Below are 21,649 nucleotides of genomic sequence, written 5' to 3'. Positions count from 1 at the left end.
GATAGCCCTTCAGGCTTTACCGCAGCAGTTGTCATGACACGGACGTAGGGTGACACCGGTCCTCGCCTGGCCGACTGGCCGCGCGGGAACCTCACTTGACGACTCTCGAGGGAACCAGGTCGTGGACAACACAAGGATCAAGGCGCGCCAGCTGATTGTTTGCATCGACGGCACCAACAACCGTTTCAGTGACGAGCCGACCAACGTGGTCCGGCTGTTTCGCTCGCTGCCCAAGGACAGCGAAACGCTGCTGGCCTATTACGACCAGGGCGTGGGCACCTTCGGGCTCAGCGAAACCCTGTTCGAATGGCAGAAGGTGCCGTCGCGCATCGCCGGGCTGATGTTCGGCTGGGGTATCAAGCGCAACGTGCTCAATGCCTATCGCTTCCTGATGGAGAACTACAGGGACGGCGACCAGATTTTCCTTTTCGGTTTCTCCCGCGGCTCCTACGCGGTGCGGGTGCTGGCGGCGCTGCTGTATACCATCGGCCTGTTGCCGGCCCATCAGGCCCAGTTGATGGACTTTGCCTGGTCACTGCTGACCACTCGCCAGCGATCCGCTGATAATTCCAAACCGAATCGCCAACGGGCCATGAGTTACACCTGGTGGCGCATGAGCGCGGATAAAAAGCCGGACTTCGACTTGATGGAGGCGTTCAAGGGCAGCTTTGCCCGGAAGGTGAGCATTCACTTTCTCGGGCTGTTCGACACCGTGAGTTCGGTGGGCTGGGTGTATGACCCGCTGATCGTTCCCTACACCCGCAGGAACAAGGAGGTGAAGATCATCCGCCATGCGGTGTCCCTGGACGAACGCCGCAGCTTTTTCCGGCAGAACCTCTGGGCAGAAGGCAAGGGGGTGAACCTGAAACAGGTCTGGTTCGCCGGCGTGCATTCGGATGTGGGCGGCGGTTACCCGGTCGGCGAGTCGCAGCTGGCGCTGATTGCCTTGCGCTGGATGATCGGCGAGTGCCTGGAGGCTGGGTTGAGCATCGATGCCGAAGCCTGTCGCGCCGAACTCTATCCAGCATCCTCGGTGCTACGGGATCCGCTGGCCCAGGCCCACAATTCCCTGACCCGCAACTGGCTGATCGCCGAGTGGGTGCCGCGCCTGGTCTGGAACCCGAGGACCCACAAGCGAACCCTTGAGTACGGTTCGATGCCGCCGTTCGGCAAAGCCCGGTTGCGGGAGATTCCCACCCCTGAAAACGGACAGAAAATCCGGGTCCATGCCTCAGTGGCCGCTCGGCTGAAGGGGCCGCTGAACAGCGACCAGCCGTGGGGCAGCCAACTGAGCTACCAGCCGCAAAACCTGCCGGACATCGATTCCGAGTCGATCGAGCAGGTGGGCGACTCGCCGAGGCTGGATGAGTACAACCTCTAAGGCTGCCAACCCACTCACTGGCGATGCCGGCGCAGCAGCTCGATCTGCTGCGCCGGCACCTGCTGGCGCAGGGCTTTGTACAGGGCGCGGGTTTCCAGCAGGTTCCAGATCCGCAGCAGGGTTTCCAGGGCGTCCAGCGGCTTGCTGATGAAGTCGCGGGCGCCCAGGGCCAGGGCCCGCAGGCGGGTGTCGCGGGTGGCGTCGGCGGTCAGCACCAGGATCGGCAGGTAATCGTCGGCCGGGATCCGCCGGTTGAGCTGTTCGAGCACGGCGAAGCCGTCGAACTCGGGCATGTGCAAGTCGAGGATCACCAGGTCCGGCTCGAAGCTGTTGAACAGGTCCAGGGTGCGCAGCGGCTGGGTACTGCTCAGCACGTTGTGCAGGCCTTCGCGGGCCAGCAGCTGTTCCATCAGGTCGAGGTTGGGGCGCTGGTCGTCGATGATCAGGATGCGCAAATCGTGGTTCATGCGGGCTCCGGTAGATGTTGCTCAAGGTGGGCGAGAAACGCCGGGATATGAATGGGCTTGGTCAGGATCGCCGTGGCCCCGGCCTGCAGCAGGGCGCGGTGGGTCAGGGCGCTGGCGTCGGCGGTGATCATCAGCACCGGGGTGCTGGCGGTGCTCGGCGACTCCCGCAGCCGGCGCAGCACCTCCAGGCCCGCAAGGTCCGGCAGGCTGACGTCCAGCAGGATCAGTTGCGGCGCATGTTGGCGCGCGAGGTCCAGGCCCATCTGGCCCTGCATGCTCGACAGCAGGCGAATGCCGGGGCGGCGTTGCAGCAGGGTTTCGATCAGCGCCAGGCTCGACAGGTTGTCTTCGATGCACAGCACCTGGCCACGGTATTCCACGGTCTCGACCCGGGCCGGCAGCACCGACACCGATTGCTCCAGCGCCTGCTGCTCCAGGGCCTGCTGTTCCAGGGGGCGGTGCGCGCCGGCCGCGGCCACCTGGACAAACGGCAGTTGCAAGGTAAAGCAGCAACCCTGGCCCGGCGTGCTGTGGACCCGCAGGCTGCCGTCCATCATTTCCAGCAGGCTCTTGCTCAGGGCCAGGCCCAGGCCGGTGCCTTCCACCCGCGGGTCGGCGCCCAGGCGCTCGAAAGGCCGGAACAACTGGTCCAGGCGCTCCAGGGGAATGCCGGCGCCGGTGTCGCTGACCGCTACCTCGACCCGCGGGCCCAGGACCTTGACCGCGATTCGCACCTGGCCCTGGGGCCGGTTGTACTTGATGGCGTTGGACAGCAGGTTGAGCAGCACCTGGATCAGCCGCTGGCGGTCGGCGATCACTGCGCAGTGTTCGCTCAGCGCGGGCAGGGCAGCGAGCTGGATGCCAGCGTCGGTGGCCATTGGCGAGACCAGGGTCAGGGCTTCGTGCAGTGCCGAGGCCAGGGCGATCGGCTCGACAGTCAGCGGCAGGTGCCCGGCCTCGATGCGGGCGATGTCCAGCACCTCGTTGATCAGGGTCAGCAGGTGCTGGCCGGCGCGCAGGATATGCCCGACCTGGGGCCGCTGGCCGCTGGGCGAGTCCATGTCCAGCAACTGGGCGAAACCGAGGATGGCGTTGAGCGGGGTGCGCAGTTCGTGGCTCATGCGCGAGAGGAATTCGCTCTTGGCGCGGCTGGCGCTTTCGGCTTCTTCGCGGGCGGTGCGCAGGGCGATTTCCGCGGCGCGGCGGTCGGTGATGTCGCGGGTGATCTTCGAGAAGCCGCGCAGCGCGCCGCTGGCATCGTACTGCGCGGTGATCACCACGCTGGCCCAGAAGCGGCTGCCGTCCTTGCGGCAGCGCCAGGCCTCTTCCATGTAATGGCCGTCGCGGGTGGCTTCGCGCAGGGCCATGTCCGGGTGCGCGGGGCATTCTTCCGGCAGGTAGAACAGCGAGAAGTGCCGGCCGAGGATTTCCTGCTCGCGGTAGCCCTTGATCCGCTCGGCGCCGGCGTTCCAGGTGGTGACCCGGCCCTGGGTGTCGAGGGCGAAGATCCCGTAGTCCTTGACCCCGTCGATGATCAGCCGCAGGCGCTCTTCGTTGTCGCGCAGGGCCCGCTCGCGCTCGGCCAGCAGTTGCCCGGCCTCCACCAGGCGGGTGCCGAGCTGGCCGATCTCGTCCTGTTCCGGGGCCTGCGGGCGCAGCGGTTGGCCGAGGGCCAGGCGCTGGGCGTTGCCTTGCACCTGCTGCACCCGGGCGACGATGCCCTTGGACAAGAACAGCACCGCGACAATCGCCCCGAACAGGCCGCAGAGCGCCGCCAGCAGCGTGGCCATCAGCAGGCGCATGCGGGTCGCCGAGGCCGCGGCGCTGCGCTCGGCGAGCAAGCCGTCTTCGCGGATGCGCATGGCGCTGATCTGCTCGCGCAGCACGTCCAGCACCTGTTTGTTCTCGATCAGGATCGCCGTGATGCTGGCGCTGTCGTCGGGCCGGCCGTTGCGCAGGGCCACCAGGCCGTCGAGCTTGTGGCCGATCAGCGGGGTGATGGCCTTGAGGTGATCGCGCATGCGCGCATCGCGAATGTTGCTGTCCAGCCGTTGCAGCGCGGCCTGGATCAGCGGCTGGGCGCGCTCGTAGCTGGGCAGGAAGTCTTCGCGGCGGGTCAGCAGGTAGCCGCGCACGCTGGCCGCCGCTTCGGCCAGCAGGGTGTGCACGGTCTGGATATCGCCCTGCACCAGCAGCACCCGGCGCACGTCTTCCTCGGCGCGGGCGGTCTGGCGTTCGGTGATGTAGATCAGCACCAGCGACAGCAGCAGGATCACCAGCGGCAGGGAGATCACCACCAGCGCCTTGCTGCGCAGGGGCAGGTCGAGCCAGTGCCGGCTCGCCAGCAGCCTCATGGCCAGTCTCCTGCGGGCTGCGCCACCAGCCCCAGGGCGATGCCGCGCACCGCGGCCTGGGTGCGGTCCGCCGCGCCGAGCTTGCCGATCACCCGCTCCACATGGGCCTTGGCGGTGCCGGTGGTGATGCCGAGCTTTTCGCCGATCTCGCGGTTGCTGAAACCGCCGGCCACCAGCCCCAGCACCTGGCGTTCGCGGGCGGTCAGGGCGACAGCTTGGCCGCTGCCGCCGACGTTGCGTTCGGCCATGCGCCGCAGCAGCCGGGCGCTGACTGTGCTGTTGAGGGCTTCCTCGCCCTGGGCCACCCGTTGCAGGGCGCCGAGCACTTCGCTGCGGCTGGCGTCCTTGAGCAGGTAGCCGACCGCGCCGGCGGCAATCGCCGCTTCCAGGTGATCGGGGCTGTCGTCCATGGTGAAGATCACCACCTTGATCGCCGGTTGCCGCTGGTGCAGCAGACGTGCCGCGCCCAGGCCGTTGAGCAGCGGCATGCGGATATCGAGGATGGCGATGTCCGGTTGCAGGCGTTCGCACAGCTCGAGGGCTTCCTGGCCATCCCGGGCCTGGCCGACCACCTCGAATTCCGGGTGGCCGGCGAGCAGGGCGACAAAGCCGGTGCGGGTGACTTCATGGTCGTCCGCCAGCACCAGGCGCAGGGCAGGGCTCATGGGTGTTCTCCAACTGTGGGCAGCGGCACCCGGGCTTGCAGGCGGGTGCCATCGCCAGGGGTGCTGTGCCAGGACAGCTCGCCGCCCAGCAGGCTGGCGCGCTCCTGCATCGCCGCCAGCCCCAGGTGCTGGCCGCCGCAGCTGGACAGCGGGCTGTCCAGGGCAAAGCCGGCGCCGTTGTCTGCCAGCGTCAGCCGGGCCTGGCCATCGGCCAGTTGCAGGCTCAACTCGGCGCGGCTGGCCCGGGCATGCTTGAGGATGTTGTTGATGCCTTCCTGGGCGATGCGGAACAGGGCGATCTCGCTGGCACCCGGCAGGCGCGCGCCGGACTGTTGCTGCCAGTGCACCTCGATGCCAGCGTCGCGCAGGCGGTCGGCTTCCTTGTCGATGGCCTTGTACAGGCCAAAATCGTCCAGCACGTTGGGGCGCAGGCCGCCGATCAACTGCCGGCCCTCGCCGACGCAACCCTGGGCCAGGGTCAGGATGGTTTGCAGTTCGCTGTGCAGTTCTTGCGGCAATGTCGGACAGCGTCCGGCAAAACCTTGCAGGCGCTGGTGCAGCCCGGCCAGGGTTTGCGCGAGGCCGTCGTGCAGGTCGTAGGCCACGCGCTTGCGCTCGTCTTCCTGGGCGCTGAACAGCCGGTGCACCAGCTCCGACATGGTCCGTTCCCGGGCTTGCAGGGCTTGGAGCAAGCGCTGGTTTTCCAGGTGCGCGGCCAACAGGGTGGCCAGCAGTTGCAGGGATTCCAGGTCCTCGCTGTCGGGCGCGGCCAGGGCCACGCTGTTGGCCAGCAGCAGCGCGCCGAAGGCCTGGCCGTCGGCGCCGGGCAGGGGAATGCGCAGCACCTGGGGCAGGGCGGCATCGGTCTGCGGCAGCCATTCGGGGTGCAGGGTCGCAGACTTGGCCAACGGGTGCAGGGCAGCCAGGCGTTCGCTGCTGCCATGCTGGGCGGTGGCCCGGGGCGGCTGGGTGGCGTGCCATTCCAGCAGCAGGCCGTGGTCCATCGCCATAAAGGCACAGGCCCGTTGCAGGGCGCGCTGGCGCATGGCCGCGGGCGGCAACTGGGTCAGTTCCTGGCCGGTGTCCACCAACAGGCGCAGGCGCGCCGCGCGGCTTTGCGACTGGCGATACTGGCTGCGAATGGCCAGGGCGCTGCCGGGGTCGTGAGTCGGGCTTTGCATGAAAAACAGGCTCCAGCGTGAAGGGCGTGCGCTCGCGAGCAGGCATTAGACCCGCTTGCCGGCTGTGGGCCTATCTGCCGAATGGCATAGGCCGCCGGCACCGGTTGGCCGATGGCGAGGCTGCGCCGGGTGGGCAAAGTGGGCGCATTGAAACCCACTGGAGCCTTCCGATGAAACTGCCAACCACCGCCATTGCCCTGTTGCTGGCCCTGACCGCGCCCCTGGCCCAGGCCCTGGACGCCACGCCTTATGTGTACCGCACCGTCGCCGCGCAGCCGCAGAGCCAGGGCGACCGGGAGATCGCCGGCCTGTTCGATCGCTGGAACGCAGCCCTGCAAAGCGGCAGCGCAAAAAACGTAACCAGTCTTTACGCCGCCGACGCGATCCTCCAGCCGACCGTGTCGAACCAGGTGCGCACCACCCCGGCGCAGATCCAGGATTACTTCGAGCATTTCCTCGCGGGCAAGCCGGTGGGCCAGATCAACTACCGGGAAATCCGCCACCTGGGTCCGGACGCGGCCATGGACAGCGGCGTCTACACCTTCACCCTGCACGAAGCCGGTGGCGCGACCCGCCAGGTCCAGGCGCGCTACACCTTCCTCTACGAGCGCATCGACGGCCAGTGGAAGATCCTCAACCACCACTCTTCGGCCATGCCCCAGGCGCAGCCGCCATTGCAGGCCAGCCATCGCTGAATCCTGCCCCCCCTGTAGGAGCGAGCTTGCTCGCGATGGACTCAAGAGCGCCGCGTTCATCCAGTCGGTACGCGCAATCGTTAACGTCCATCGCGAGCAAGCTCGCTCCTACAGTTTTTGTTTGGTCGTTTGTGTTCAGCCTTCCTGGCGATAACGCCCCGGGGTCATGCCGAACCAGCGGCGGCAGGCCTTGTGAAAGCTGCTCTGGTCGCGAAAGCCGAGCAGGGCGCCGATGTACTTGACGCTGCGCGCCGAGTTGCGCAGGAAACTGTGGGCGAGCATCAGCCGCGCCTCGTCGAGCAGGGCCGAGAAGTGCATGTCCTCGCTGCCCAGGCGCCGTTGCAGGCTGCGGCTGCTGACCCCCACCAACTGCGCGATATGCCGCAGGTCGCTGGGCCCGCCCTGGGCCAGGCGCTCGGACAGTACCCGCCTTACCCGCGCGGTCATCGAGCCGTCGAGCAGCAGCTTGAGGCGGCTGCGCGCGTATTCCATGTGCAGCACGTCCAGGGCCGGGTCGGCGCTGGGCAGGGCGGTCGCGCAATCGCGCGGGCTGAAGCTCAGGCTGTTGTAGGGCGCGTCGAACTGCAGGTTGGGCCCCAGCAGGCGCTCCAGGGCACGGGTGTCCGCCGGCCGCGGGTAGGTGAAGCTCGCCGCCAGCGGTTGCGGCTTGCGCCCGGGCAGCAGCCAGTGCACCAGGCCCAGGGTCTGCGCGGCGCCGGCATCGATGAACGCCCGTGGTACCAGGCCCGGTTCGAGGGCGAGGTCGAAGCCGATCAGGGTGACGGCCTGGGGGCTGCGCTCCAGGCACAGGTAGAAGCCGTTGCTGACCAGCGAGTGATAGTCCACCAGGCGTTGCAGCGCGGTGTCCAGGGTGGCGCCGGACATCAGCGCATAGCCGAGCACTTCCAGGTTGGCCGGGTGGGCCTTGGTGTACGCCAGCAGGCCGAGGTCCGGGTTGCCGCAGAGGTGCACGGCGTCCTGCAGCACCGCGTAGACCAGCTCCAGCCTGACGCCCGTGGGGTTTTCACAGGCCTCCTGGTGGCTGCTGCCGTGGCGCTTGAGCAAGGCCTCGACCTTGACGCCTGCATCGGTCAGGACATCGGCAAGCACCCGGAAACTGGTGCCGGTCATTCTGTGCATAGTACTTCCTGGACTGGTGGCTAATTGATGTCATTGGCGCCGGCGCATGATCGCAATAAACCCTGGGCCACAGTCGAGAAAGGGCGGTGCGGTGTTTCCAAGGACAAACGAAAGGTATCCGGGAACACTTTCGAGCCGCTCGGGCAGGGGGGATCATAAGTGGCAATGAGCCATTATCTCGTCGGGCGCGCCGACGCATCCTGGCCAACCCACCCGGCGCGCTGTCGCCGCTTCGACTACGGATCTGTCATGCAAAGCGTCAAAGACTTTTATCGGGAACTGGCGCAGGGGCGACTGGCGCTGGCCTTCCAGCCGGTGGTGTGGCTGCCCGACGCCAACCGGGTGCTGTACCAGGAAGGTTTGCTGCGCCATGTCGAGCAGCCGGGCAAGGGTGTCTACCCGTTCGCCATGCTCGAGCGCCATCAGGTGATGCGCGAGCTGGACCGCAGCGTGGTGGGGTGCGTGATCGAGCGCCTGCTGGAGGACGAGCACCTGCGCCTGGGCTGCAATATCTCGGCGCAGAGCGCGATCATCGATCCGTTCTGGTCCGCCACCCTCGCGCAGTTGCGCGACGCGCCTTCGGTGGCTGCGCGCCTGGTGATCGAAATCACCGAAAGCGCCACGCCGCCGAGCCCCGAGGCGGCCATCGAGTTTGTCCTGTGCCTGCGCGAGCTGGGCTGCCGGGTGGCGGTGGACGACTTCGGCGCAGGCCTGGGCACCCTGGAGTTCATCCGCCAGACCCGCCCCGACATGGTCAAGATCGACCAGGGTTACCTGCAACGCGCCCGCAGCGAACCCAACAGCGTGCAGACCCTGAAACACCTGGTGCAGCTGTGCAAGACCCTGGCGCCCTGCGTGATCATCGAAGGCATCGAGAGCGAAGCCGACCGCGCCCTCGCCACCGCCTGCGGCGGCGAGTGGGGCCAGGGCTACCTGTTCGGCCGCCCGCGGCTCGACCGTCTGGGCGCGCCGTGCCGGTTGCGTGGGGTGGTGGCCGAGCCTGTGGTGGCGGGCTGAGTGGTGACGGTTTGCCGATGCTTGCCAGGGATGACAGCGGCGCATTTGAGATCGCCATCGCTGGCAAGCCGGATCGCCGCCCGCTGGCTCCTACAGGTTTGTGGAGCGCCCGGTAGTCCGTATCTGGCACTTGCTTCTGTAGGAGCGAAGCTTGCTCGCGATAGCGGTGGTCCATTCACCCATGCCGCTATCGACCAAACGCGGCTTCAGTAATAAACGCCCTTGGCGTCGTAGGGCAGCAGCACGGTATCGACCGCCGCATCCACCGGCAGGCTCACCACCGCCACCAGCGGGCAGACGATGCTCATCCAGCAGTAGATCGTGGCGTAGCCGTCGTAGCCGCGGGCGTCACGCATGGTCAGCAGCTGGATATTCTGCTGGGTGCCTTTGTAGAAGTCGTAGGAGATGTACTGATTGCTGGCACGGGCCATCAGGGTGCCGCAGCCCGAGAGGGCGAGTGTCCCAAGCAGGACGAGAGCAGTGAGCGCTTTGATGATGCCATTCCTTAGCAAGCCGGTTTGCGGCGCGCATCTTCGCACCGCTCGAGGTTTCAGGCCAGCCTGTGTGGCAATGATCGCAGCGAGCTGCCAGGGATGATGGCGGCGCATTCGATGACGCCATCGCCGGCAAGCCGGATCGCCGCCCGCTGGCTCCTACAGGTTTGTGGAGCGCCGGGTAGTCCGCGTCTGGCGCTCGCTTCTGTAGGAGCGAAGCTTGCTCGCGATAGCGGTGGTCCATTCGCTTGCGCAGTTACTGCCTTAGCCCAGCACCTCGCGCAACCGATGCCACAGCATGCCCAGCGCCAGCAGCGGCGCGCGCAGGGCCGGGCCGCCGGGGAAGGTCATGTGCGGCACTGCGCTGAAGATATCCAGGCCCCGGCTGTGGCCGGCGTGGATGGCTTCGGCCAGCAGGCGCGCGGTCCAGTGGGTGACGTTGACCCCGTGCCCGGAGTAACCCTGGGCGTAATACACGTTGGGGTACTGGCGCAGGCGCCCGACCTGGGGGAAGCGGTTGGCGGTGATGCCGATCTTGCCGCCCCATTGGTAGTCGATGCCCACATGCGCCAACTGTGGGAACACTTTGAGCAGCTTGGGCCGCATATAGGTGCCGATGTCCGCCGGGTCGCGCCCGGAGTAGTGGCAGGCGCCGCCGAACAGCAGGCGCCGGTCCGCCGAGAGCCGGTAGTAGTCGAGGCCGACCTTCTGGTCACAGAGCGCCAGGTTCTGCGGGATCAGTTCGGCGGCCAGGGCCGGCGCCAGGGGCTCGGTGGCGACGATGTAGCTGCCCGCCGGCAGCACCTTGCCGCTCAGCCGTGGCTCCAGGTCATCCAGGTGGGCGTTGCAGGCCAGCACCAGGCTGCCGGCGCGCACCGTGCCGTTGGCGCAGCGCACCTGCACGCTGTCGCCGTGGATCAGTTCCAGCACCGGGCTCTGCTCGAAGATCCGCACCCCCAGCGACCGGGCCAGGGCGGCCTCGCCGAGCACCAGGTTGAGCGGGTGCAGGTGCCCGGACCCCATGTCCACCAGGCCCCCGGCATAGCACGACGAGGCCACCACCTGGGCCATGTCCTGCGGGGCCACCAGGCGGGTTTCATGCACGTAGCCCAGCGCCGCCAGATGCTCCTGCTCGGCCTGGAACGCCGCGAACTGCGCCGGGGTATTGGCCAGCTCGCAGAAGCCCCAGCGCAGGTCGCAGTCGATGCCGTGTTCGCGCACGCGCTGGCCGACCAGCGCCACCGAGTCGATGCCGGCCTGCTCCAGGTAGCGCACGCCCTCGGCGCCGACGTAGCGGGCAAAACCGCTGACGTCGTGGCCGATACCGCGGATCAGTTGCCCGCCGTTGCGCCCGCTGGCACCCCAGCCGATGCGTCGGGCTTCCAGGAGGATCACCGACAGGCCGCGCTGCGCCAGTTCGATGGCGGTGTTGACCCCGGTGAAACCGCCGCCGATCACGCAGACATCGGCGCTCAGCTCTGCATTTAGGTCAGTGTTCAGGGGCGGGTAGTCCGGCAGCGCGTTGGCCGAGGCGGCGTAGTAGGAGCGGGTGTGTTGCGCGTGGCTGTGCTGGTTCATTTGTTGGACTTCACTTTGCTCCAGGCGCGAGTCATCAGGCGCATGGTCTGCGGGCTCTGGGTGCTGGAGATATACAGCTTGTCGAGCACCGCCTGGGGTGGGTAGACCTCGGGGTTGTTCACCAGCTCAGGGTCCATGAATTGCTGGGACGCCGGGTTGGGGTTGGCGTAGCCGACGTAGGCGCTGACCTTGGCGATCACCTGCGGGTCCAGCAGGTAGTTGATGAAGGCATGGGCCTCCTTGGGGTTGCTCGCGTCCGCCGGGATCGCCAGCAGGTCGAACCACAGGTTGCTGCCTTCCTTGGGAATCGAATAGGCGATCTTCACCCCGTTCTTGGCTTCCTTGGCGCGATTGGCGGCCTGGAACACGTCGCCGGAATAACTGAAGGCCAGGCAGATATTGCCGTTGGCCAGGTCCGAGACGTACTTGGAGGAGTGGAAGTAGGTGATGTAGGGACGGATCGCCAGCAGCTTGGCTTCGGCTTTCTTGTAGTCCGCGGGGTTTTCGCTGCGCGGGTCCAGGCCCAGGTAGTTGAGCATCGCCGGGAACACTTCGTCCGGCGAGTCCATCATCGACACGCCGCACTGGCTGAGCTTCTTCAGGTTCTCCGGTTCGAAGAACACCGCCCAGGAATCGATCCTGTCGACGCCCAGCACCTGCTTGACCTTGTCGACGTTGTAGCCGATGCCGTTGGTGCCCCACAGGTAAGGCACCGAGTACTGGTTGCCGGGGTCGTTCTGCTCCAGCAGGGCCAGCAGTTTCGGGTCGAGGTTCTGCCAGTTCGGCAACTGCGCGCGGTCCAGCTTGAGAAAGGCCCCGGCCTTGACCTGCCGCGCCAGGAAGTGGTTGGACGGCACCACCACGTCATAGCCGGTGCGGCCGGCCAGCAGCTTGCCTTCCAGGGTTTCGTTGGAGTCGAAGACGTCGTAGATCACCCGGGTCCCGGTTTTTGCCTGGAAGTCGGCGAGGGTGGTCTCGCCGATATAGTCGGTCCAGTTGTACACGCTGACTTTCGATTCAGCCTGGGCCGTGGCGCCAAACAGCACCGACAGGGCCAGCGGAACCACCGATTTCCATAGACGCATAGCGATACCCCTTTTTGCGGTTGTTATTGGTTTGCCAAATTCATGAAGCCCTGTAGCCCCGTCCCCTGTAGCCGCTGCCGAGCGCCAGCGAGGCTGCGATCGGCGGCGCAGCCGACGCAAACCCGGCAACCGCGTTGCATCAGGTACACCGCGTGCGACGGTCTGGCGATGGCTGCGCCATCGAGCGCAGCCTCGCTGGCGCTCCGCAGCGGCTACAACGGTGTGCGCAGCAGCGCGCGCAAGCCTCAGACGCTGAGCAACAGGAACTCGCGTTCCCAGGAGCTGATCACGCGCTTGAAGTTCTCGTGCTCGGCGCGTTTCACCGCCACGTAGCCGCGCACGAACTTGCTGCCCAGGTAGCGCTCGAGGGTCGGGCACTCTTCCATGCGGGTCAGGGCGTCTTCGATGGTGATCGGCAGGCGCAGGTTGCGCCGCTCGTAGGCCCGGCCTTCCACCGCGGCGCTCGGCTCGATGCCCTCGACCATGCCCAGGTAACCGCACAGCAGGCTGGCGGCGATGGCCAGGTAGGGGTTGGCATCGGCGCCGGGCAGGCGGTTTTCCACGCGCATGGCTTCCGGGCTGGAGGTCGGCACCCGCAGGCCAACGGTGCGGTTCTCTTCGCCCCATTCGACGTTGACCGGCGCCGAGGTGTCCGGCAGGAAGCGGCGGAACGAATTGACGTTGGGCGCGAACATCGGCAGCACCTGGGGGATGTATTTCTGCAGGCCGCCGATGTGATGACGGAACAGCTCGCTCATGCGGCCCTCGGCGTCGGCGAAGATCGGCTTGCCGGTGGCGCTGTCGACCACGCTCTGGTGCAGGTGCATGGCGCTGCCAGGTTCGTCGGCCACCGGCTTGGCCATGAAGGTGGCGGTGACGTTGTGCTTGAGCGCGGCCTCGCGCAGGGTGCGCTTGAACACGGTGATCTGGTCGGCCAGGTCGAGGGCGTCGCCGTGGCGGAAGTTGATTTCCATCTGCGCCGGGCCGTCTTCGTGGATCAGCGTGTCGAGGTCCAGGCCCTGGGCTTCGCACCAGTCGTAGACGTCCTCGAACAGCGGATCGAATTCGTTGGCGGCGTCGATGGAGAACGACTGGCGGCCGCTCTCGGCCCGGCCGGAGCGGCCCAGCGGCGCCTTCAGCGGCAGGTCCGGGTCTTCGCAGCGCTGGGTCAGGTAGAACTCCATTTCCGGCGCGACGATCGGCTGCCAGCCCTTGTCGGCGTACAGCTGCAGGACTTTCTTCAGCACGTTGCGCGGCGACAGCTCGATAGGGTTGCCGAACTTGTCGAAGGTGTCGTGGATGACGATGGCGGTCGGCTCGATGGCCCAGGGCACCAGGTAAATGCCCGAGGCGTCGGGGCGGCAGACCATGTCGATGTCGGCCGGGTCCAGCAGGTCGTAGTAGATATCGTCGTCGACGAAGTCCCCGGTTACCGTTTGCAACAGCACACTTTCCGGCAGGCGCATGCCTCGCTCATGCAGGAACTTGTTGGTGGGCGCTATCTTGCCGCGGGCGATGCCGGTCAGGTCGCTGACCACGCATTCCACTTCGGTAATCTTGTGTTCTTTCAGCCAGGCAGACAGCTGATCGAAAGGGGCATTCATAAGGACCTCGTCAATGATTGTCGGTGACGCGCCAGTGCTTGGGGTGGCCCGGCAAGGCTTCCCCTGTGGCGCGTTGGCGACTATCTTGGGCAAGCCTTGCGGTTCCATCTATCCACTTTAAGCAGCACCAAAGCGCACCAAAAGAGTGCGCAAGGTCCCTTCATGACAGCGTCGACAGCTCTCCAGGTCCAGGCCTTCAACACCTTCGATGTGGCCGATCAGATCCGTGCCACCCCGGGTTGGGTGCAGCATTACCAGCAGATGTCGCCCGGGCATTTCGCCGGGCAGGTGCGTTACCTGGACCTGCAAGGGGTGCAGATCTACGAGGAGTGCATGAACACCCGGGTCGAGCAGAATTTCAGCGCGCCCGAGGACTCCCTGGCGTTCTGTTTCGATCGCAGCGACAACGCCCTGTACCTGCTCAATGGCGAGAGCCGCAATATCTGGATCACCCCGGAGAACTACCAGGAAATCGCCGTGGTGTTCGGCCCGGAGTTCGTCCGCGGCCATGGCCTCGACGCACAACGCCTCGACGGCCTGTTCCTGGCGCCGCTCAACTGCGGGCAGAACGCCTTGTTCAGCCGCTGGCTCAGCGCGACCCTGACGCGCCTGTCACAGACCCTCGACCCACCGAGTCGCGAAGCCCTGACCCAGCAGTTGCTCGACGACTGCCTGTTTATCCTCGACAACGCCTGCGTGCGCCTGGACGGCGGCGGCCTGCGCCGGCGCGCCGAGGAGCGGGCGATCATGCAGCGGGTCGCGGAGTGGGCGGCGGACGGCCCGGAAGACAGCCTCAACCTGCTGGAGCTATCGCAGGTGGCCGGGGTGTCCCTGCGCCAGTTGCAAGGCGCGTTCAGGGCCTTCGCCGGCATGGCGCCGACCCAGTGGCTGCGCCTGCGCCGGCTGAACAGCGCGCACCGCGAACTGCTCAGCCGCGGCCCGGACGAAACCACCGTGGCCGAGGTGGCCATGCGCTGGTCGTTCTGGCACCTCGGGCGGTTTTCCAGCAGCTACCGCGCGCTGTTCAAGGAACTGCCGAGCGAGACCCTGCGTCGCGGCCAGCGTTGAGGCTTGGCTGACCGTGGGCCCGCAGGCTGGTCGCCATTTCGTGCCTCATGCGCGGGGATCGCGGTCGGCCGAAGGGCGGCGCTGGCCGTTGCGGCTCGGCCGCGGCGGCCTGGCCTGGTCATCCTCGTGCGCGCTTCCCTCAGGGTGCTCGCGCAGGTAGCGCCACAGCGCCTGGGCGATGGTATTGCCGTTGAGCCCATTGCCGAAGACTTCCTGGCCAATGCTCAAGCCGAGCTTGCGATAGCTCTCGAACTGCGCTTCGTCGAAGAACTGGTCGACGGTGGGCTGGTTGGGGAAGGACTGGTTGATCAGCGCGTAGTTCTGCACGTCCGGCGATACCGAGGCGATCAGCCGTGGCTTGAGCACCAGGATGCGGCTGATCAGGGTGTCTGGCTTGGTGCAGGCGTAGACGTTGAGCAGCAGCGCGCAATGCAGGTCCGCCGGCGAAGGCGCGGTCTTGAAGTACTCCATGCGCGCGAACACCTTGCCCAGCATCTCGTCATCGGCGATCTGCGTGTCTTCCCTGATCTCCAGGCCATGGTCGATGCGCGCCAGGCGGATGAGGTTGCTCAGGTCGTCGAACTGGTAATCGGGGTCGCAGCCACAGTCGCACATCACGATCAGCTCGACCTGGCGTGCCTCGCGCAGCAGTTCGTAGGCCGCGGTGTTCTCGAAGTGGCCGCCGTCGGAGAGGTACTGATAGTCGCGCCGATGGCCATGGAAGTGCGCGGTCAATTCGTAGAACAGGTAGGTCTGGGTCGGTAGCCAGTGCGACAGCTTCAGGCCCAGGGACTGCTTGGGTTTTTCCGGCCTGTCCTCGATAAAGCCGCTGGGCCACCAGTTGCCCAGGCGCACGTTGGCCAGGCCCAGCAGCAGCGACATGCCGAGGCTGGTGGCGCGTCCCAGGCCGGTGGTGAAGGCCGCGCCGGAAACGCCTATCCATTGGCCGATGGTCAGCGGGTAGGCGATTTCCGAAGCGGGGATGTTGTCCACGTCGCGCTGATAGACCTTGCCGTCGAGGATGAAGCTCCCTTCGCCCTTGACGCTGCCCGGCGCCAGGCACAGCGGCTTGCCTTTGCGATCGCGCTGCACCAGTTGTTCGGCCGGGTCGACCGTGAGGTTCATGGTCACGTTGATCAGGTGCAGCGGGCCGGCGCTGGGCGTGCCGTAGTAGTGCTCGACGCTGATGTCGTCGTTGCTCAGCGGCTCGGCCACGCTCATGTGCTTGCGCCGTTGCTCGGGCGTGCCGTCGAAGCGCTTGCCGTTGGTGGCGCCCATGTAGGCGCGAACCAGGCGGGCGCTGTAGTAGGACTGCAAGGACGAGGTATTGAGGAAGCCGACGAAGCGGCTGCTGACCCAGGTCAGGGCCGCCGCGACACCCGCCAGCACGGCCAGCCGCAGCACATAGCCGTCTTCCTGCAGGCGGATACCGCCATCGGCGGTGACCCACAGAACGAACAGCATCCACACCAGGCAGACCGCCGCCAGCAACAGCAGGCCGCCGATCAGGCTCATGACCTCCAGGGGCAGCAGGCGCAGCCAGTCCGGCAGGCTCTTCTCGTCGCGCAACAGCGCCAGGCGGCGCACCAGCCAGATCAGCAGCGCAAGGATGCCGACGGTGCCCTGGGTCAGGCTCTGCAGGTGCAGGTAGATCGCTTCGGACAGCGACACCAGGAACGCGGTGAACAGCAGCGCGCCGAGGGCCATGATGACCTGCGACAGCACCCGGGTGACCTCGACCCGGTAGTTGCGCACGGTAAAGATCCCGTCTTCGTCGTTGGCCTTGCGGGTCCGGTACTTCAGGTGCCAGATCAGCAGCCAGGCGTAGACGATGCCCAGCAGCGCGATGGCGGCGAACCCGAGGAACAGGTAGCGCACGTTCGGCCTGTCGTCCGGTTGTTGCAGCAGCGCCCAGATACCGACGAAGAGCAGCGCCATCACCGTGCAGGCCGCGGCCGCCAGGTTGCTCAGGGCCGGCGGATTGCTCAGGCTGTTTTTCGGCAGCACCAGCCAGTAGGCCAGGCAGCAGGGCAGCAAGCCGAGGATGAACAGCGCGCCGGGCAGCAGGAACAGATTGGGCAGGTACTCCACCTGCAACAGCATCAGCAACGACAGCAGCAGGACGATCGGCATGCCGATGACGAAGTGCAGCGACAGCCAGTTGCGCCAGGTGATCGCCAGGGCGTAGAGCGCGTCCCCCGAACCGGTCGGGGTCAGGTAGCGGCCGTTCTCCCGGAGCCAGGCGGTGGGGCCCTTGCCGATGTCTTTTTCGCTGGAAAAGTCGATGGCGGTGCTGATGCGTCCCGGCGGCTCGTAGTGCAGCACCTCATAGGCGTTGATCGCGGCGGTCCTGGCCGCTTGCTGGGCGGGCGACAGGTGTGAGGCTTCGGCGCGCTCCTGGGCCTGCTCGCGGCGCAGGCGATTGGGGATGAACAGGCTGGAGAAGAAACTGCCGATATAACCGCCGCCGCTGACCGTGGAGAGGTAGTCGAAACGCGGCAGCAGGGTGGTGGTGAGGTTGTCTTGCGCTGTTCTCGACTTGCGTGGGTTGGCCTGTTCCGGCGCGTTGGCCCGGGCCATCGCCTGCAGCACTCCCAGGCAAAAGGTGGCGCTGCGGATGCCGCCGCCGGACAGCGCCAGGCCCCAGGTCTTGAGGGGCTGGCCGTCCGGCGCGGGAAGGTATTTGAGACCCAATGCGGCACGGCGGTTCTCGATGCGCTTCCTTTCCCCCTCGTAGTGCTGGGTCGAGTCCATGATTGCTCCTTGCAAATCAAATAGTGGCATTGTGCATATAGGATTAAAGCAGAACGCCGTCAGATTTTTCCGAATACAAGGAGCAACTCTGGATGAAGTTCACGAAATATTCTTTATTTAGAAATGTAATTAAAAATCATAGGCTTAGAGGGTTAATGCGGCTGTATCAGGATCAATGAATGCCTTGACCCCGGCCTGCAACCGCCGTGTAACTTGCTTGTTACTTGAGGTCACTACTTTGCGTGGGTCGCTATTTCCCGCCCTGTAACTTCAAGGAATTCAACCGCGTATGCCTACTCTCACTCGCAGGAAGCTCATGCAGGCCGCCGCCATCGGATCGGCCTTTACCTTACTGCCAGACTCCATCCGCCAGGCCCTGGCGATCCCCGCCAACAACCGCACCGGCACCATTCGCGACGTCGAGCACGTGGTGATCCTGATGCAGGAAAACCGCTCCTTCGACCATTACTTCGGCACCTTGCCCGGGGTCCGCGGTTTCAGCGATCGCTTCACCATCCCGCTGCCCGGCAAGCGTTCGGTGTGGGAGCAGCAGGGCGTCGGGCGCGTGGTGCTGCCGTATCACCTGGACAGCTCGCGGGGCAACGCGCAGCGGGTCAACGGCACGCCGCATTCGTGGATCGACGAGCACGCGGCCTGGGGCAGCGGGCGCATGAGCGCCTGGCCGACCTTCAAGACCAACACCTCCATGGGCTACTACCGCGAACAGGAGCTGCCGTTCCAGTTCGCCCTGGCCAACACCTTCACCCTGTGCGATGCCTACCACTGTTCGGTGCACGCCGGGACCAACCCCAACCGCCTGTTCCACTGGACCGGCACCAATGGTCCGACCGGGGCCAACGTGGCCGCGGTGGTCAACGAATGGGACGGCCCGGGCGCGGTGGACGTCGGCTACACCTGGAAAACCTACCCCGAGCGCCTGGAAGAGCGGGGCGTCAGCTGGAAGATCTACCAGTACCTGCCGGACAACTTCGGCGACAACCCGCTGGCCGGTTTCCGCCAGTACCGCCGCGCCAGCGTGGCGGCCGGCAACCCGGCGCAGCCGCCGGAAGACTTCACCGCCTTCGTGCCTTACAGCGACGCGCTGAATGCCCGGGTGCCGCTGTACAAGGGCAATGGCAACACCTTGCCGGCCCGCAGCGGCAGCGACCTGGAGGGCATGATCGCGGGGTTTCGCAACGATGTGCAGCAGGGCAAGCTGCCCAAGGTCAGCTGGATCGTCGCGCCGGCCACCTATTCCGAGCACCCGGGGCCGTCGAGCCCGGTGCAGGGCGGCTGGTTCACCCAGGAAATCCTCAAGGCGCTGACCGACAACCCCGAGGTCTGGAGCAAGACCGTGCTGCTGGTCAACTACGACGAGAACGACGGTTTCTTCGACCATGTGCCTTCGCCCTCGGCGCCTTCACGCCGCCTGGACGGCAGCTTCGCCGGCAAGTCGACGGTGGATTTCGACAGCGAGGTGTTCACCCACCCGGCGCCACCGGGGACCACCCAGCAACCGCGCCCGGACGGCGGTATCTACGGCCCGGGCCCTAGGGTGCCGATGCTGGTGCTGTCGCCGTGGAGCCGTGGCGGCTGGGTCAACTCCCAGGCGTTCGACCACACCTCGGTCCTGCAATTTCTCGAGAAGCGCTTCGGCGTGCGCGAGCCGAACATCAGTGCCTGGCGCCGCGCGGTGTGCGGCGACCTGACCTCGGCCTTCAACTTCGTCAATCCCAACAGTGAAGTCCTCCCGCCGCTGCACACCACCACCCGCCAGGCCGCGGACCTGCTGCGCCAGCGCCAGGAACAACTGGCCCAGGTGCCGCTGCCGGACGCCAGCCGCCAGCAACTGCCGCAGCAGCAGCGCGTGGCCCGGCCGTCACGAGCCTTGCCGTATCGGCTGAATGTCGAGGCCAAGGCCAAGCGCAAGGCGTTGAGCCTGACCCTGAGCCTGCAGAACAGCGGGGAGCAGGGCGCGGTGTTCCATGTCTACGATCGCCTGCACCTGCTGGACATTCCCCGTCGTTATACGGTGGAGGCGGGCAAGCAGCTCAAGGACAGCTGGCAGACCGCCGGGCACTACAAGCTGTGGCTGCTGGGGCCCAACGGTTTCCACCGCAGCTTCCACGGCAACCTGCTGGAGCGTCAGCCCGAGGTGTCGATGTTCAGCCGCGGCAACAACCTGCAGCTGACCCTGAGCAACCCGGGCAAGGAGCCGGTGTCGATTACCATCGACCGTTGCCCCTACACCCATCAGGGGCCATGGCGCTTCGACGTGCCCGGGCGCAGCGAGATCCACCAGATGTTCGCCTGCCAGGCCAGCGGCGGCTGGTACGACCTGACCGTGCGTGCCGAGGGCGGCTGGCTGCGCCGCCTGGCCGGGCGCCTGGAAACCGGTGCCCACAGCATCAGCGACCCGTTGATGGGCGTGTAACCCACGCACCCGTGCCCGGCCCGCAAGGGGCCGGGCGCTGTTCCAGCCCCCGACCAGGCCCTGCGCCTGGAACGCTGCATGCCCCTGGGACCATGGTCCCAGGGCGCCCGCCGATTTTCCCCGTCAGATGAAAACTAGACGCGTATCACACGAAAGGACTTGGTTTGCCTTATGAATATTAATTAGAATCAGTCTCATTTGAATAATCCTTCGCGCAGGGCTCTTGACATGATTGAAGCAGCGACGCCACCGGAGCAAAGCCTACATGCCCTGTACCGCGACCATCGAAGCTGGCTCGAGAGTTGGTTGCGCCAGCGCATGGGCAACGCCTGGGATGCGGCGGACCTGAGCCAGGACACCTTCCTGCGCGTGCTCACCAGCTCCCAGCAACTGGTCGACCTGCGCGAGCCGCGGGCCTACCTGGTGACCGTCGGCAAGCGCCTGCTGAGCAACTTCTATACCCGGCGCAAACTCGAACAGGCCTACCTGGACGCGCTGGCCAGCCTGCCCGAAGACAGCGTGCCGTCCCCGGAACAGCGCTGGGTGCTGCTGGAAACCCTGCAAGCCCTCGACGAACTGCTCGATGGCCTGCCGCCCCTGGTGCGCCGGGCATTTCTCTGGAGCCAGCTGGAAGGGCTGGGCTACCGCGAGATCGCCGAACGCCTCGACGTCTCGGAACGCACCGTCAAGCGCTACATGGCCCAGGCCTACGAACACTGCCTGCTGGTGGAACTGTGATGCGCTCGGCGCCGTCCAGCGAAACCCGCGAAGTGGCCCGCGCCGCGGCCCAGTGGCTGGCGCTGCTGGAATCCGGCGCGGCCAACGCCGACGATCACGCCCGCTTGCAGCACTGGCGCAACAGCAACAGCCGTCACGAAAGCGCCTGGCAGAAGGCGCAGCAGCTGCGCCAGCGTTTCTCCGCGCTGCCGTCGGCCCTGGCGCTGGCCACCCTGGATCGTCCCGAGCCGTCGCGGCGCGCGGTACTCAAGCGCGCCCTCGGCGTCGCCGCACTGGTGCCGACCGCCTGGCTGCTGACCCGCCAGCTATCGCTGGACGTATGGCGCGCCGACCTGCAGACCGGCACCGGTGAACACCGCACAGTGCCCCTGGCCGATGGCAGCTCCTTGCAGTTGAACACCGCCAGCGCAGTCAACGTCGACCTGGGTGCGCGGCAAGTGACCCTGGTGCGCGGCGAGATGGCGCTCAAGGTGGCGGGCAGCGCGCCGCTGACCATCCAGGCGCGTTACGGGCGCATCATCGTCAGCCGCAGCGAAGTCTGCGTGCGCCTCAACGAGCACGATTGCCGGGTGTCGGTGGTCAGCGGCTCGGTTCAGCTGCAACCCTTGTTCGGGCCGCAACTGGTGTTGCGCGAAGGCCAGTGGGTCCGGCTGCGCGCGGAGGGCGTCGGCCAGATCGATGCCTTCGACGCGCAACTGCCAAGCTGGCGCGACGGTGTGCTGATGGCGCAGAACCAGCCGCTGGGGGACTTCCTGCGCGAGCTGAGCCGCTATCGTCCGGGCCTGCTGCGCTGGGAACCGGAACTGGAAGCCCTGCGCGTCACCGGCAGCTTCCGTCTCGACAACACCGACCGCGTGCTGTCGCTGCTGGCCGCCAGCCTGCCGCTGCAAGTGCATTCGCGCACCCGCTACTGGGTGACGCTGATCCCGCAGAAAAGCCAGCCGAAAAACACCCCGCCAAAAAATATTGGCTGAAGCCTGTCCCTTTTTTTCGC

The 21,649-nt window shown here is 66.4% G+C and carries 17 protein-coding genes; 7 read left to right on the top strand and 10 right to left on the bottom strand.

The window, feature by feature from the left end:
* Window positions 1–121 precede the first annotated feature (121 nt).
* Window positions 122–1,381, top strand: a complete 1,260-nt coding sequence (locus DK261_RS26425) for a DUF2235 domain-containing protein (RefSeq protein WP_110176883.1) — start codon at window positions 122–124, stop codon at window positions 1,379–1,381.
* A gap of 14 nt (window positions 1,382–1,395) precedes the next feature.
* Here the strand turns inward: DK261_RS26425 and DK261_RS26420 are convergent, their stop codons facing one another.
* From DK261_RS26420 to DK261_RS26405, 4 genes are read right to left on the bottom strand one after another with little or no spacing between them, the layout of a single operon-like run.
* On the bottom strand, window positions 1,396–1,848 hold the full coding sequence (locus DK261_RS26420) for a response regulator (RefSeq protein WP_009049159.1): 453 nt from the start codon (window positions 1,846–1,848) through the stop codon (window positions 1,396–1,398).
* Window positions 1,845–4,202, bottom strand: coding sequence for an ATP-binding protein (locus tag DK261_RS26415; RefSeq protein WP_110176881.1), 2,358 nt, complete (start codon window positions 4,200–4,202; stop codon window positions 1,845–1,847). The genes DK261_RS26420 and DK261_RS26415 overlap by 4 nt, the downstream gene beginning before the upstream one ends.
* A complete protein-coding gene (locus DK261_RS26410) occupies window positions 4,199–4,867 on the bottom strand; it encodes a response regulator transcription factor (protein WP_110176879.1) in 669 nt (222 codons plus the stop codon). Before DK261_RS26410 ends, DK261_RS26415 begins: the two co-directional genes overlap by 4 nt.
* Entirely contained in the window at window positions 4,864–6,048 is a 1,185-nt protein-coding gene (locus DK261_RS26405; protein WP_110176877.1) for a sensor histidine kinase, read from the bottom strand. Before DK261_RS26405 ends, DK261_RS26410 begins: the two co-directional genes overlap by 4 nt.
* A 170-nt stretch (window positions 6,049–6,218) precedes the next feature.
* Between DK261_RS26405 and DK261_RS26400 the strand changes: the two genes are divergently transcribed.
* Window positions 6,219–6,743 carry an SgcJ/EcaC family oxidoreductase gene (locus DK261_RS26400; RefSeq protein WP_110176875.1) on the top strand — a complete coding sequence of 175 codons (525 nt, stop codon included), beginning with the start codon at window positions 6,219–6,221 and terminating at the stop codon, window positions 6,741–6,743.
* 135 nt (window positions 6,744–6,878) lie between these two features.
* Here the strand turns inward: DK261_RS26400 and DK261_RS26395 are convergent, their stop codons facing one another.
* Window positions 6,879–7,883: an AraC family transcriptional regulator gene (locus DK261_RS26395; protein ID WP_038632618.1), complete on the bottom strand. Its 1,005-nt coding sequence runs from the start codon at window positions 7,881–7,883 to the stop codon at window positions 6,879–6,881.
* A 249-nt stretch (window positions 7,884–8,132) separates the two neighbouring features.
* Between DK261_RS26395 and DK261_RS26390 the strand changes: the two genes are divergently transcribed.
* Window positions 8,133–8,900 carry an EAL domain-containing protein gene (locus DK261_RS26390; RefSeq protein ID WP_016705171.1) on the top strand — a complete coding sequence of 256 codons (768 nt, stop codon included), beginning with the start codon at window positions 8,133–8,135 and terminating at the stop codon, window positions 8,898–8,900.
* 206 nt (window positions 8,901–9,106) lie between these two features.
* Here the strand turns inward: DK261_RS26390 and DK261_RS26385 are convergent, their stop codons facing one another.
* The 4 genes from DK261_RS26385 to DK261_RS26370 form a co-directional block, all read right to left on the bottom strand.
* The gene (locus DK261_RS26385; protein ID WP_028684074.1) at window positions 9,107–9,412 is read right to left on the bottom strand and encodes a YceK/YidQ family lipoprotein; all 306 of its coding nucleotides are present in this window, start codon (window positions 9,410–9,412) and stop codon (window positions 9,107–9,109) included.
* Between the two features lie 246 nt (window positions 9,413–9,658).
* A complete protein-coding gene (locus tag DK261_RS26380) occupies window positions 9,659–10,972 on the bottom strand; it encodes an FAD-binding oxidoreductase (protein ID WP_110176873.1) in 1,314 nt (437 codons plus the stop codon).
* Window positions 10,969–12,057 carry a polyamine ABC transporter substrate-binding protein gene (locus tag DK261_RS26375; protein WP_110176871.1) on the bottom strand — a complete coding sequence of 363 codons (1,089 nt, stop codon included), beginning with the start codon at window positions 12,055–12,057 and terminating at the stop codon, window positions 10,969–10,971. Before DK261_RS26375 ends, DK261_RS26380 begins: the two co-directional genes overlap by 4 nt.
* Before the next feature lie 245 nt (window positions 12,058–12,302).
* On the bottom strand, window positions 12,303–13,661 hold the full coding sequence (locus tag DK261_RS26370) for a glutamine synthetase family protein (RefSeq protein ID WP_009049149.1): 1,359 nt from the start codon (window positions 13,659–13,661) through the stop codon (window positions 12,303–12,305).
* Window positions 13,662–13,823: 162 nt separating this feature from the next.
* Here DK261_RS26370 and DK261_RS26365 point away from each other — a divergent pair, with 162 nt between their 5' ends.
* Window positions 13,824–14,729, top strand: a complete 906-nt coding sequence (locus tag DK261_RS26365; RefSeq protein ID WP_009049148.1) for a helix-turn-helix domain-containing protein — start codon at window positions 13,824–13,826, stop codon at window positions 14,727–14,729.
* Between the two features lie 45 nt (window positions 14,730–14,774).
* Here DK261_RS26365 and DK261_RS26360 read toward each other — a convergent pair whose 3' ends face one another.
* Window positions 14,775–17,483: a hypothetical protein gene (locus DK261_RS26360; protein ID WP_110176869.1), complete on the bottom strand. Its 2,709-nt coding sequence runs from the start codon at window positions 17,481–17,483 to the stop codon at window positions 14,775–14,777.
* Window positions 17,484–17,772: 289 nt separating this feature from the next.
* On the opposite strand from DK261_RS26360, the gene DK261_RS26355 reads away from it, so the two are divergent.
* The 3 genes from DK261_RS26355 (at window position 17,773) to DK261_RS26345 (ending at window position 21,629) form a co-directional block, all read left to right on the top strand.
* Window positions 17,773–19,917, top strand: coding sequence for a phosphocholine-specific phospholipase C (locus DK261_RS26355; protein WP_110176866.1), 2,145 nt, complete (start codon window positions 17,773–17,775; stop codon window positions 19,915–19,917).
* Between the two features lie 228 nt (window positions 19,918–20,145).
* On the top strand, window positions 20,146–20,655 hold the full coding sequence (locus tag DK261_RS26350) for a sigma-70 family RNA polymerase sigma factor (protein WP_007925423.1): 510 nt from the start codon (window positions 20,146–20,148) through the stop codon (window positions 20,653–20,655).
* Complete coding sequence (locus DK261_RS26345; protein WP_110176864.1) at window positions 20,655–21,629, top strand: FecR domain-containing protein; 975 nt, start codon at window positions 20,655–20,657, stop codon at window positions 21,627–21,629. Before DK261_RS26350 ends, DK261_RS26345 begins: the two co-directional genes overlap by 1 nt.
* The last annotated feature ends 20 nt before the right edge of the window (window positions 21,630–21,649 follow it).

This window comes from Pseudomonas sp. RW409, assembly GCF_003184125.1.
Taxonomy (GTDB): domain Bacteria; phylum Pseudomonadota; class Gammaproteobacteria; order Pseudomonadales; family Pseudomonadaceae; genus Aquipseudomonas; species Aquipseudomonas chlororaphis_I.
Note: the sequence above shows the minus strand (reverse complement) of the source record. Positions and strands in the feature narration are given on the sequence as shown.